General features: G+C 38.9%; 11 protein-coding genes. 4 read left to right on the forward strand and 7 right to left on the reverse strand.

Annotated features, from left to right (window positions below; genetic code table 11):
- Window positions 1-47 precede the first annotated feature (47 nt).
- From corA to IFO69_RS19345, 3 genes are all read left to right on the forward strand, one after another.
- Entirely contained in the window at window positions 48-1,145 is a 1,098-nt protein-coding gene (gene corA / locus IFO69_RS19335; protein ID WP_192011790.1) for a magnesium/cobalt transporter CorA, read from the forward strand.
- A 282-nt stretch (window positions 1,146-1,427) separates the two neighbouring features.
- Window positions 1,428-3,341, forward strand: coding sequence for a PAS domain-containing sensor histidine kinase (locus tag IFO69_RS19340; RefSeq protein WP_192011791.1), 1,914 nt, complete (start codon window positions 1,428-1,430; stop codon window positions 3,339-3,341).
- A complete protein-coding gene (locus IFO69_RS19345) occupies window positions 3,307-3,699 on the forward strand; it encodes a response regulator (RefSeq protein WP_192011792.1) in 393 nt (130 codons plus the stop codon). The genes IFO69_RS19340 and IFO69_RS19345 overlap by 35 nt, the downstream gene beginning before the upstream one ends.
- A gap of 16 nt (window positions 3,700-3,715) precedes the next feature.
- Here the strand turns inward: IFO69_RS19345 and IFO69_RS19350 are convergent, their stop codons facing one another.
- The gene (locus IFO69_RS19350) at window positions 3,716-5,329 is read right to left on the reverse strand and encodes a fibronectin type III domain-containing protein (protein ID WP_192011793.1); all 1,614 of its coding nucleotides are present in this window, start codon (window positions 5,327-5,329) and stop codon (window positions 3,716-3,718) included.
- Between the two features lie 339 nt (window positions 5,330-5,668).
- Here IFO69_RS19350 and IFO69_RS19355 point away from each other — a divergent pair, with 339 nt between their 5' ends.
- Window positions 5,669-6,820 (forward strand): porin, encoded by a 1,152-nt coding sequence (locus tag IFO69_RS19355; RefSeq protein ID WP_192011794.1) that lies wholly within the window; start codon window positions 5,669-5,671, stop codon window positions 6,818-6,820.
- Window positions 6,821-6,840: 20 nt separating this feature from the next.
- Here IFO69_RS19355 and IFO69_RS19360 read toward each other — a convergent pair whose 3' ends face one another.
- The 6 genes from IFO69_RS19360 to IFO69_RS19385 all read right to left on the reverse strand — a co-directional run bounded on the left by IFO69_RS19360 (window position 6,841) and on the right by IFO69_RS19385 (window position 12,575).
- Window positions 6,841-7,332 carry a VOC family protein gene (locus IFO69_RS19360; RefSeq protein ID WP_192011795.1) on the reverse strand — a complete coding sequence of 164 codons (492 nt, stop codon included), beginning with the start codon at window positions 7,330-7,332 and terminating at the stop codon, window positions 6,841-6,843.
- A gap of 46 nt (window positions 7,333-7,378) precedes the next feature.
- Complete coding sequence (locus tag IFO69_RS19365; RefSeq protein ID WP_192011796.1) at window positions 7,379-7,792, reverse strand: SRPBCC family protein; 414 nt, start codon at window positions 7,790-7,792, stop codon at window positions 7,379-7,381.
- 152 nt (window positions 7,793-7,944) lie between these two features.
- Window positions 7,945-9,297 carry a TolC family protein gene (locus IFO69_RS19370; RefSeq protein WP_192011797.1) on the reverse strand — a complete coding sequence of 451 codons (1,353 nt, stop codon included), beginning with the start codon at window positions 9,295-9,297 and terminating at the stop codon, window positions 7,945-7,947.
- A complete protein-coding gene (locus tag IFO69_RS19375; RefSeq protein WP_192011798.1) occupies window positions 9,294-9,974 on the reverse strand; it encodes an ABC transporter ATP-binding protein in 681 nt (226 codons plus the stop codon). The genes IFO69_RS19370 and IFO69_RS19375 overlap by 4 nt, the downstream gene beginning before the upstream one ends.
- Window positions 9,975-10,021: 47 nt before the next feature.
- The gene (locus IFO69_RS19380; protein ID WP_192011799.1) at window positions 10,022-10,177 is read right to left on the reverse strand and encodes a hypothetical protein; all 156 of its coding nucleotides are present in this window, start codon (window positions 10,175-10,177) and stop codon (window positions 10,022-10,024) included.
- Window positions 10,170-12,575 carry an ABC transporter permease gene (locus tag IFO69_RS19385; RefSeq protein WP_192011800.1) on the reverse strand — a complete coding sequence of 802 codons (2,406 nt, stop codon included), beginning with the start codon at window positions 12,573-12,575 and terminating at the stop codon, window positions 10,170-10,172. The genes IFO69_RS19380 and IFO69_RS19385 overlap by 8 nt, the downstream gene beginning before the upstream one ends.
- Window positions 12,576-12,588 lie beyond the last annotated feature (13 nt).

The following is a 12,588-nucleotide window of genomic DNA, read 5'->3' on the forward strand; positions in this document are numbered from 1 at the left end:
CTTTATATTGTACCGAACATTTGACTCTTCAAAACGCATTTTTAAAAATGAAAACTCCCAAAATATCTTTACCACACAACCCTTTTAACTTTATTAAAAAGCAAAAACAGGAAATTGGGATGTCTCCTGACGCCTTATACTTTAGAGGAGTTCGAAAATCCGAAAACATCCTTCTCAACATCATTGACTTTGACAGCGAGGCATTAGAGGAAAAAAGTCTCCAAAACATTGCGGAAGCTTTTCCTTATTCCAAAAAAGAAACAGTTACTTGGCTCAATGTAGATGGGCTTCACGATGCAGACCTGATGAAAAATATTTCAGATGGTTTTGAGTTGGAGCAACTGATACTTTCCACCGTCATGGATACACAGGCCCGACCTACCGTACAAGAATTTGATAACTGTGTTCTGGTCTCAATTAAAATGCTGCAGCAAGACCCTGACACCAACAGAATCTCTGTAGAAAACCTAAGCCTTATTTTGACCGAAAGTATGTTGATTTCTTTTCAAGAGAAAAAAGGAGATGTCTTTGATCCCGTCAGGGAACGTATCCGAAAAAACAGAAAGCGAATTAGGAGTTCAGGCACCGACTACTTAGCTTTTGCACTTTTGGATATTGTTATTGATAATTATATCTATATTCTGGGCATTTTAGGGGAAAAAATAGAGGCTTTAGAAGAAAGCTTATTAGTGAATCCCAAAAAGGATGTCATTGAAGAGATCAATACATACAAGCGAGAATTGAATTTTATCAGGAAAAACATCAAGCCTGCCAGAGAGATGATTTTGTCTTTAACAAAGCTAGACTCTGAGCTTATCGATGATGACAATGAAATCCACTTTCGGGAATTACAGGATAATATCAACCAAGCCAATGATACCTCAGACAGTTATAGAGAGATGCTATCTGATCAGTTGAATATTTATCATACCACCATCAGTTCAAAGCTGAATGATATCATGAAATTCTTGACCATTTTTTCAGTCATTTTCATCCCTCTCACTTTTATTGCCGGCATTTATGGAACTAACTTCGATGTAGTCCCTGAATTACATTATGAATACAGTTATTATATCATGTGGGGTGTTATGATTATAGTAGCTGTTGGAATGTTAATTTATTTCAAAAAGAAGGACTGGTTTTAAAAGATTATCTCCTGATTTTATTTTTAAAATCGGTAGTTTCTCCAACTATTTTGAAAATTATATAAAGCAAAGCATCTCTTAAAGCAACAAAATTGTATATTGTAATACTATAATTAACCCTTAAATTAGGTACAAAACCCTATTTAAGCTTTAGTCAAAGGAATAAAAATTGAGTTTGACCGATTAATTTTTAGACATTAAACGGACTATAATAGTTTGAATTGTTTTCAGTTTTTCATCTTCAGGTGAAGTATTGAAAATACAAAAACCACAATTATATAAATGAATTATTTGCATAAGGAACTTTATAATTTACTTATATCCGACCATCATATTTTTGATTTTATTCGAGAATCGGCTCTGGACGGGCTATGGTATTGGGACGTGGAAAACCCTGAAAACGAATGGATGGACGGTAAGTTTTGGACGACCCTGGGATACGATCCTGAACAAATGCCTCATAAATCTTCTGCCTGGCAAGACATCATCCACCAAGATGACCTCAAAGTAGCACTCGAAAACTTCAAAAAGCACTGCGAAGACCCCAATCATCCTTATGATCAAATTGTAAGATACAAGCATAAAAATGGCCATACCATATGGGTCAGGTGCCGCGGCATGGCGATAAGGGACCATAATGGCAAAGCCATAAGATTATTAGGGGCGCACAATGAGGTATCCGCTCTTAAAAAACATGAAGAGATCCTCAAGAGATGCAATTCAGCTGCTTCCATAGGCTATTGGGAAATAGATTTTATTTCAGAAAAAGTATTGTGGAGTACATTGACCAAAGAGATTCTTGAGGTGGAGAGAGATTTTACTCCCACCATAAACGAAACCCTTGCTTTTTTCTCAGAAGGAAAAAGTAAGACAAGCCTGCTTAATGCCTATCAAAACGCCATCTCAAAAGGGGAATCCTATGAATTGGAATTGCCCATCTCCATTTCAAAAGAGAAAACCAAATGGGTGAAAATTGTGGGAATACCTCAAATCACAGCAAACAAGTGTACCCAAATTTATGGAACAGTTCAGGATATTGATTTGAGAAAAACCAATGAGCTCAAGCTACGTGAAGAAAGGGAAAAGCTGAGAATCAGTGAAGAGTCATTCCGGGCCAATTTTGAACATGCCGCTATTGGCATGGCCATACTCAACGAAAAGGGCCAATGGCTAAAAGTGAATAATAAACTTTGTGAAATAGTAGGGTATTCGCAAGAAGAGCTTAGACAATTGACCTTTCAGGACATCACTTTTCCTGCAGATTTGGATGCAGACCTGGTGCTTTTTCAGGAATTGATGGATGGGAAAAGGGATCATTATCAAATGGAAAAGAGGTATTTCCACAAGGATGGCCATATCATATACATCATTTTGGCGGTTTCCATTGTAAGGAATAACGAAGGAAAAATTCTATATGTGGTTTCCCAGATTATTGATATTTCTGAATTAAAAGAAGCAAAAAATAAAATCCATTCCTTACTAAAAACCAGCCAAGAACAAAATAACAGGCTCAAGAATTTTGCCCATATCGTTTCCCATAACCTAAGGTCCCACTCCAGCAATATAGGTTTTATGATTGACCTACTGACTAATGAAAATGAGAAATTAACCGAAAAAGAAGAATATAAACTATTAAAAACAGCATCTAATAACTTGGCCCAAACCATTCAGCACTTGAATGAAGTGGCCATGATACAGACTACGCTTGAAGAAAACCTCCAAGCCATTTCATTATCTAATTCCATAAAGTCGGCGATTGAAAATGTAGCTGCAATCGCGGATGCTGCTCAAGTTAAAATTATCAATGAAATAAAGCCTGACGAAGTAATTCTAGGCCTACCTGCCTATATTGACAGCATCGTTCTTAATCTGCTGACCAATGGTATCAAGTACCGATCGGAAAATGTAGACAGTTATATTAAAATATCCTCTTTCCATTCCATGCAATACAAAGTAATTTTATTCGAAGATAATGGGAAGGGAATAGATCTTGAACAATATGGTTCCCAACTATTTGGGATGTACAAAACATTTCACAGACATCCTGAGGCACGTGGTATTGGATTATTCATTACCAAAAGTCAAATCGAAGCTTTAGGCGGACGGATAGAAGTTGAAAGTGAAGTAAATAAAGGCTCAAAATTCAAAATTTACTTAAAAAATGAAAAAGACAAAAAGCCTATGTATCATCGATGATGATCCCATTTACACATTTGGGCTAAAAAAAATCATCGAATTTGGAAAGTTCGATGTTGAGACCATTTTTTATGAAAATGGCAAAGAAGCTTATGAAAACTTGTCCCAAGTCATTTCCGATGGCGAAAGCCTACCTGATTTGATCTTATTGGACATTAATATGCCCATTTGGAATGGATGGAAGTTTCTGGATGAATTCACCAAACTTCTGTCTGAGCCATCAGTAGTGGTTTATATCATTTCAAGTTCCATAGACCCAAAAGACAGGGAGAAAGCGACCGAATACCAAATCATCAATAGTTTTATTGTTAAACCTGTTTCAATTGACAAAATTCGAGAAATCCTCCAATCCAATTAATATTTAGATTCATCATTTACTTTTCTTCACCAACAACTTTAAACGAAGCTGCTTCTGACCAATCACTCCAATTTAGATTCTGGTCCCTATACCTCACTCGCCAGTAATATTCTTGCCCTTTGTTAAGCAACTTATAAACTGTCTCATCAGTTAAGTCGTCGTCTTTTTGCTGGTTTTCATTATAATACCAATTCTCAAACTGCTTCCAACTGTCCAATACCAAAGTCTTAAAATCTGATGAGGTACTGATCTGCCAATTTGAAGCTGCATGAAAAGCTCCTTTTCTATCGCTTGCAAACTCTCCCGCTTTCAGTTTAACCCTTCTAGGGTCTACTTCCTCCTTTACAGGCCCTATGGGTTTTGGCTTTTTGGGATTTCTATCATATTTCCAAACTGTTATGGAGTCGGTCTGTTCATTTTCCCTAAACTTGTACTGATTTCCTCTACTGATTCTTTTTACCACAAATTTAGGGTCTGATGGATTGGCATCCACTTCCACCATCACAAATCCATATTCATCTTGGGTCACTGTAAATTCATCATAATCCCTACCTTCAAACTCTCCCCAATTGTCCAGTGCTCCACCAGCACTGGCTACATTGATCCATAGGTGTTTATGATCTTTGGACTGGCCTCTAGAATAACCGTGGGTGTGTCCAAAAAAATGTATACTTGGCTTACCAGTATCTTCCGTAAACTTTTCCAATCGCTTCACTACTTCTCCTGCAAAATCAGACTCTCCTGGAATCCATAATTCAGATTTGTGGGGATGGTGCATTTGAGCAAAGACAAAATCTATCTCCTCCAATCCAGCTGTTTCTTCCAGCACTTTATCCAACCATTGTAATTGATAGTCTGACCCTCCTATTCCATCTTCAACATTGGAATTCAACCCAAGGATTCGGGTATTACCATAATCCTTGTACCACCAATTTTCAGCATACTCTGGACTTCCGTTTTCAGGAAGACTAAAATACTTAAAGTAATAGACTGACTGATTTTCGTGGTTCCCCAAAACTGGATATACAGGAACTTCCGAAAAAAGCTTTTCTGCAGGATTAAAAAAATGCTCTTGCCATTGGTGATATTTAGCGCCATTCTGAACTAGGTCACCTGGAATGAGCACCATAGCCAAGTTTTCCGGAACATTTCCTTCAAACTCTTGATCCATATATGCCAAAATACCCTCATTGACTATCTCCCCAAACTTATCAGGCTCATTGCTATCTATCTGCATATCACTCATGGCTACTAAGCTGAATGATTTTTGGTCACTTGCAAAAGGAGGCGTCTTGAACTGATAGACATCTGAAACAGCCTTTCCTGTTTTGACTCGGTAAAAATATCCCGTAAACCTTTCCAAGTCTGAAACTGTCACCTCATGAAGTCTTACCTCGCTGAAATTCACATCAAAAGCCTCTCCTTCTGTTTTATTGCCAAGCTCAGGAGTCTTACCCCACTCTACAACACTTTCCTCACCAAAGTCTGTCTGCCACATGATGGTCATTTCATGGGGAGCAGCATTTTGAAGATATGGGTTGATTTGAATTTTTTGCGCTACCAGCTCGAAAGCATTAAAAACAAAGAAACAGGTAATCAAAAGTGTCATTACATATATTCTAGCACTCATTTTTTTACGAGGATTTAGTTAAGACAAAAATAAACCTTTAGATCAACTAAAATGAAAACTTAATGTTAACATTATATCAACCTCATTTTCCCTCTTTCTCCAAATCAAAATGAATCAAAGAAGATGGACTATAGAAATAAAAAAGCTAAATTGATATACCAAAATTTATGAAAACCAGCTCGAAAATACACACGTGATTTTATTGTGAGAATTAGCCAAGCAACTGACTTAGAGAATTTAACACCAGAATGAGTCAATTCTAAAAATAAAGAAAACCATTCGTTTAAAGATACTTCGTCTATCAAAATCTAATTCCCTTACCAGATAAACATTGGAATAATGAAGATCAAATTAGTTTTTATTTTTCTAATTCTTTGCTCTGGCTTTAATCTAGGTGCTCAAACCAGAAATGATTCGCTCACCCTATCATTCAAGCCTTATAGCAGCTTTAGAGGTCATTTTTCTCTTTTTAATGGAGAATTGGAAATCCAACAAAACGCCTCTAGAATTGGCTTTGAAATTGCTTTATCAAAAGAAAACTCAACCTTCTTTGCTGGGTCAGAACTCTCATTAAACATGTTTCGAGGAGACCAGCAATTTAATTTAGATGCCTCCACCAGTGGTGGATTTATTGACATCGACAGTTATCAGGTCAATCAAGTCTTTGGTACCCGACTGGGGTATTTGGGAGTGAAATTTAAGCGAGGAGGAACTATCATGGTGGGTAAGCAATGGAGCGTTTACTATGATGTGACTGGATATACGGACAAGTTCAATGTATTTGGTGGTGGTGGAACCGCCACTTATACCTCTGGGACAGATGGAGGCACAACGGGAACTGGTCGTGCCGATCAAGCCATCACCTACAGAAATCAATTTGGCAAACTTCACCTAGGCCTTCAATTACAAGCAGAAAACGCTAATAATAACCACATTATAGATGGATACGGTATATCTGGTCAACTTGAATTAATCAAAGGATTAAAAATTGGCGGAACCTACTATAGAGTATTGATCCAAGATACCCTAAGGAAAAATACCATAGGATTTGACAAGAATCCTGAATACATGGCATTTGGAATTAATTATGTCAACAATAAATGGGATTTGGGGTTGGTTTATTCTGATCAATCCAATGGAGACTTAAGGAGAAATTATATTGGTAATGATATTGCAGCCATTGTATTTGACGCATCAGGTATAGAATTCTATTCAAAATATACTTTCCAAGAATTCAGCATCATAGCAGGTTTTAACCAATACAAGCCCAAAATATTGAACCTTCCTCTCAGCAATGGATTCAAAACAGACTATTACATATTAGGCTTTGAATATAAACCCTTGAAACATGCCTATTTCTATAGTGAGTTTAGGATCAATTCAAACAATAATCGAGACCATTTAGGAGAGAAAAGTGTAAATGTTTACACCGCTGGATTAAGAATAGATTTAGAAAGATCTTTTAACCGAATCATTATGACATCAAAATAACTTTTATTTGATTGGAATCACTATTTATTGAAAGCAGCTTCCAATTCAGCCACCTTCAACTTTTTCATCTGCATCATAACTTCCATCATCTGCTGTACCCGTCGGTGATTTTGAGATTCCATCATTTCCACAAGAGCTTCGGGAATGATCTGCCATGACATTCCAAACTTATCCTTCAGCCAACCGCATTGGGACTCTTTACCGCCATTGGCCGCAAGTTTGTCCCAGTAATGGTCTATTTCATCTTGATCCTTACACTTGACAAATAAAGAAACAGATTCATTGAATTTGAATGCAGGACCCGCGTCAAAGGCATAAACCTGCAAACCATCAATGGTAAAACTACTCATCTGAATGGTCCCTGCGGGAAATGGAGCTCCTTCAGGCCACCTTTTTATGAAATTGATTTCGGAATTTGGAAATAGATTGGTGTATAGTTTTATCGCCTCTTCCGCATCCTTATCATACCAAAGAAATGGAATGATATTTTGACTTTTTTGAACAATACTCATGGTGTAATTGGGTTATTTGATTGGAACATAACTTTAAAAATGACAGTCAAATTTTTGACTCAACGTACTTTTTGAAATTGTCCAAAATAGCCTGCCAGCCCCCTTTTTGCATTTCCACTGGATTTGTTTGCTCTGGATCAAATGTTTCCTTCACCAAAGTACTATTTCCCTCTGGTGTAAAAATCACCTCCACTTCTCTCCCATCTTCCATGGCGTAAGACAAAAGAGCTCCTTCCTCCACTTTATTATAAGTTCCTGAAAAATCAAAGCCCATGCTACCATCCTTTGACTCCATTCGAGAAGTAAATACGCCTCCTTCTCTAAGATCATTGCTTGCATGTGGAGTATGCCAATCATCGGAAGCGGCATTCCATTTGGTAATATGTTCGGGACTCGTCCAATAAGCCCATACCGTATCTACTGGTGCATTTACTTTAGTTGTTACCGTGATCTTTTCCATTGTTTTGGTTTTTAGGTTAAACATTAATCCCATACCTACAAATATCGATCCTATCTATCACAAAATAACGGTGCATTAACGACACCTTAAATGGGCAATCACGCCAAGAAATCCTTCCCTAGCAGTGTGTCACTTTTCATAAAAACTTAAGTTTACATCTTTCTAAGATTACCTGTCTCCAAGACCCCAACAGCATACATTAATAAAATATCCTGAAAGTACTGGGTATATCTAGCCTGAGCCATATCAGACTGAGCTTGCACCAGTTGACGGTTGGCAGTAGCCAAATCCACAAAGTTGTTCAGTCCTAGCTTAAACCTTTCTCCAATGACCAGCGCAGCTTCTTCAGCAGCATTCAACTGTACTTTAGTGGTCTCTGTTTTCTTGAGGGCTGCTTGGTAATTGGCATGGGCCAATCGTACTTGCTGATAGACTTTTTTCACAAGGGCCTCTTGAACGATCTGCTGGTTTTTAACGGCCATTTTGCTCCGGGTCAAACTGGCTTTGTTATTGAAATTAGAAAAAACAGGAATGTTCAAGCTTATGCCAATCACACTGCTTGGGTTGAATTCAAAAAACTGATCATTGAATGTTCTATCCACAATGGATGTGCTAAAGGAGCTGTATCCATAGTATGCGTCTATGCTCGGGTAAAAACCTGCATTGGCAGCTTTGGCTTCCTTACCAAAAGCACTGTAAAGCAGTTCTTCCCTCTTAATTCCCGGATGCTGACTCATCGCCACATCCAGCAATTGATCCAATCGCTGATTACCATAGCTCACTGCAGAAAGGCTTTGCTGAATAGGTTGAACATCTGGCACCTCCCCTTTCTCCATTTGGAGTGTTTCCGCCAAAGTAAACACATCATTCATCAGCTGTATTTCTGCATCATACCTGACCGCTTCAAGTCTGGCCACCTCAGATTGTTGGTTGTATTGGTCAGAAAGGGTTCTAAGCCCCACGTCCACATAGCCTTCGATTTGTCGTAGTAGCTCTTGTTGGTTTTCGAGATTTTCGTCAGCTATTTTCAGCAGCTCCTGGCTGAGCAAAACCTGCAAATATTGATTGGCCACTTGGAAGACCACATCCTGCTCAGATCGATCCAAATCCCTAACTCCAGCCTCTTCCCTAAGTTTCTCTGCTTTATAGGTATTTATTCTACGGAACATATTGAAAATAGGCATGCTGGCATCTACACTCGCTGAAGTGGAATAGTTGGTGAAATTATCCACCACAAATCCATCATCTACCTGCTGGGTCTGTTGTCCTGTTACCCTTCTTGAATTCAAGCCCACTCCTATAGCTGGAAAGTTACTGTAAAATGCACGTTTTCTAAAGGCCTCTTGGGTTTCTTGGTTATTAAGCTTAGTATTATATTCAACATTTTTCTTTAATGCCAACTGAATCGCCTCCCCAAAATTCAGCTTTAATGTATCCTGGGCTTTAAGGGCATTGCCCACTAGGAGTAGCCCCACCATCAAACCAATTGCTTTTCTTATTTTCATTTTATTAAAATCTTATCTTCTTCTATTTTTCCGTCCACAATCTCCAATAAGCGATTGCCATAGGCTGCATTTTCTTCCGCATGGGTGGCCTGAATAATGGTCGTTCCTTCCCTGTTCAACTCTGCAAACACTTCCATGATCTGTTTGGCTTGATTACTATGAAGGTTCCCCGTTGGCTCATCTGCCAAAAGGACCCGGGGCTTGCCTGCAATCGCCCGGGCAATCCCTACCAACTGCTGCTGGCCCCCACTGAGCTGGGCAGGAAACAAATCTTTTTTAGCCACCATGTTAAACCGATCCAACAATTCCGCAACGATACTTTTTCTTTCACTGCTACTGACGCTTCTATACAAAAGAGGAGTTTCGATATTTTCATAAACTGTCAGTTCATCAATCAAATGATAAGCTTGAAAAATATTGCCAAATTCCTTTTTGTGAAGGGCATGCCGCTGTTTTTCCTTCATTTTATTGACCATTTCCCCTTCAAACTCATAATCTCCTACATAGTCATCATCCAAAAGGCCAATGATATTCAAGAGGGTAGATTTTCCTGCTCCACTGGGGCCCATCAAGGTTACAAATTCCCCTTGCTCAATTTCCAAGTCTATTCCTTTTAAAATAAATACCCTTTGGAACTTCGAGTCGACATACTTATCAATGTTGCTTAGTTTGATCATTTTATTCTTATTAATTTTTATGTATATCCCAATTTTACCAGTAAAGATTAAAAGCGAGTAGAAACTACCCTTTCGGTTAAAGTATCAGCTGCTTCAGACTTCAGGTCTACCTGGAAGTTAGACAGGCTTCCGACCACTTGAGCAAAGGATGTATGGTTACTGGCATCATAGCGGATAATCAGATTAATTTTAATGCTATTCACTTTTCAATACTTCTGATGGATTTCTATTGATGGTCCTCAAGGAATGTAATCCCACGATTACTACACAGAGTAAAAAGGCCAAGAAGCCCGCCAATAAGTAAAGGCTTATGGGCATGGGAGTACGGTAGGCAAACTGCTTGAGCCATTCTTCCAACAGTAACCAAGTGGGCACTACCGCTAGCACAAAGGCTATGAGGATCAATACCATGTATTCCCTAGAAATCAAAACCAATATTTGACTTGCAGATGCACCCAAAACCTTTCTGATACTTATTTCCTTGGTTCGTTGGGCAATGGTAAAAGCTGAAAGGCCGAATAGCCCCATTCCGCTAATCAAAATGGCCAAGACGGTGGCAAAGCTTAGAACCTCTTGTAGTTTTTGCTCGGATTGATAAAAATTGGCCACAAGCTCATCGAAAAACCTAAATCCACTATCCTCTTCAGGATAGAGCTCCTTCATTTCTTTATCCAATAAACTTTTTGCTTCCTGTAAGTTTGTGTTGGCTTGAAGTTTAACATTGATTTTAGTAAAGTATTCTGGTTCATAAAATATGACCAATGGCCTGATCTGCTCATACAAAGACCGGGAATTAAAATCCTTTACCACCCCGACCACTTCCACATTTCTTTCTCCATACAATACCAATTGTTCTCCTATCGCATCAGCTGGAAAATCATACCCGAGATCTTTCATAAAAGTTTCATTGATCAAAATCTCAGTGGAATCATTCTCGATTCTTTTACCTACCAAAAGAGGTACCTCGTAAGTATCAACAAATAGGCTGTCCCCGTTTTTTGCCTGAATACCCAACTCTTCTATTTCCTCTCCTTTATGTCTTTCTATCGTGGTCGTAAACAAAGACCTTGAGGCTAAAATATCCCCACTGAGGCTGACAGACTTTACAAAAGACAATCGCTCCAAACTTTCTTTTAGTTGGTCATTTCGCCCTGATTCATCCAAAAATGGTGTATCGGCATAAAGAACCAATTCTTTATTAAAGCCCATGGATTCATTGGCCAGATATTTCAACTGGTGAGAAATCACCAAAACCCCAATGATAAAGCCTATTGACAGGGTAAACTGGAGCACAGTCAGGTTCTTCCGAACGAAATACCCCCACCTGTTTTGGTGAATGTCCTTTAGCTGATTCTTTATGGCTTTGACAGGATTATAGCCTGTCAACATAAGTGCAGGATAAATGGCTGACAGCAAAGTAACCAAAACTACCAGGCCCAAAAGGAACAAAATATTTCCGGTGGACAAGTAATTGATTTCCATGTCTGCAGGAATCATTTCAGCGAAATAATGTACTGAAAACTCTGTCAGCAAAAGGGCCAGCATCAAGGCCAAAAGAGCAATCACCAAGGTTTCACTAAAAAACTGTAACATTAATTGGAACCGGCTACTCCCTAAAGTTTTTCTGATTCCAATTTCCTTTGCCCTGACAATGGCTTGGGCAGTTTCCAAATTGATAAAGTTCATACAGGCAATCATCAAGATAAAGACTGCCATAATGCTCAAGCCCATTAGGGTAAACTTATTGGCAGTATGGTTTGGATTGACCGTAAAATGAAGATCGGACAAGGGCTCTATGAAAAATTCTGTAGACCAGCCTTCCTCATTATTTAGGTATTTGTCAATGATCTGGTCCAAACTGGTTTCGTAACTTGAAAGCTGTTGGGGATGACTGAGCTGCACATAAAGCTGGGAAGCAGAATTTACATTATCCCAATTCTCCGCATTGATAAACTTTCTGGCAGATGTGGAGCTGGTCAAGGTGCTCAGCGAAATATAATCCGTGTAGATAAGGTCATTGTTCTCCTTAATGTCTTCAATGATTCCAGTGACCTGCACTGAAATGCTGTCATTATAGATCAATTCTTTACCTAAAGCCTCCTGAACTGAAATTTCTCCAAAGTACTTATTCACAGAACTTTGGGTCAACACAACGGTATTTGGACGATTTAGCGCCTTTTCCGGATTACCTCCTAGCCATTTAGCAGGAAAAATATCGAAATACTTATCTTCGGTATACACCACATGCCGTTGTCGCCCAAAAGCCGTTGGCCTTTCCGCTAAGCCTACCATTGCATTAGCGTTATCAAATATCCTTGCCAAGGATTCTACCCCACCAACTTCATCTTTGACCGCATCCCCCATAGGAAAGGGCACGCCAACATTTGGCCAGCGATCCTCGCCATGGGAGGTCACTGTGGTGATACGAAAAATCTTATCGTAGCCAGGTACATCCCGATTGAAGCCATACTCATAGGAAAGCATGTTGTAGATCACGAAGCATGCAGCTATGCCTATTGCCAATCCAAGTATATGGATGGCCGCCCTGAGCTTATTTCTCAACAGGTTTCTCCAGGCAATTATTAGATAGTTTCTTAACATGGCTTTTTATAAT

Origin of the sequence: Echinicola arenosa (assembly GCF_014841125.1) — a bacterium.
Lineage (GTDB): Bacteria > Bacteroidota > Bacteroidia > Cytophagales > Cyclobacteriaceae > Echinicola > Echinicola arenosa.

Excerpts from the sequence above, each read along its gene's own strand:
- corA (WP_192011790.1), top strand. The coding sequence starts at position 48 with ATGAAAACTCCCAAAATATCTTTACCACACAACCCTTTTAACTTTATT.
- IFO69_RS19340 (WP_192011791.1), top strand. The coding sequence starts at position 1,428 with ATGAATTATTTGCATAAGGAACTTTATAATTTACTTATATCCGACCAT.
- IFO69_RS19345 (WP_192011792.1), top strand. The coding sequence starts at position 3,307 with ATGAAAAAGACAAAAAGCCTATGTATCATCGATGATGATCCCATTTAC.
- IFO69_RS19350 (WP_192011793.1), bottom strand. The coding sequence starts at position 5,329 with ATGAGTGCTAGAATATATGTAATGACACTTTTGATTACCTGTTTCTTT.
- IFO69_RS19355 (WP_192011794.1), top strand. The coding sequence starts at position 5,669 with ATGAAGATCAAATTAGTTTTTATTTTTCTAATTCTTTGCTCTGGCTTT.
- IFO69_RS19360 (WP_192011795.1), bottom strand. The coding sequence starts at position 7,332 with ATGAGTATTGTTCAAAAAAGTCAAAATATCATTCCATTTCTTTGGTAT.
- IFO69_RS19365 (WP_192011796.1), bottom strand. The coding sequence starts at position 7,792 with ATGGAAAAGATCACGGTAACAACTAAAGTAAATGCACCAGTAGATACG.
- IFO69_RS19370 (WP_192011797.1), bottom strand. The coding sequence starts at position 9,297 with ATGAAAATAAGAAAAGCAATTGGTTTGATGGTGGGGCTACTCCTAGTG.
- IFO69_RS19375 (WP_192011798.1), bottom strand. The coding sequence starts at position 9,974 with ATGATCAAACTAAGCAACATTGATAAGTATGTCGACTCGAAGTTCCAA.
- IFO69_RS19385 (WP_192011800.1), bottom strand. The coding sequence starts at position 12,575 with ATGTTAAGAAACTATCTAATAATTGCCTGGAGAAACCTGTTGAGAAAT.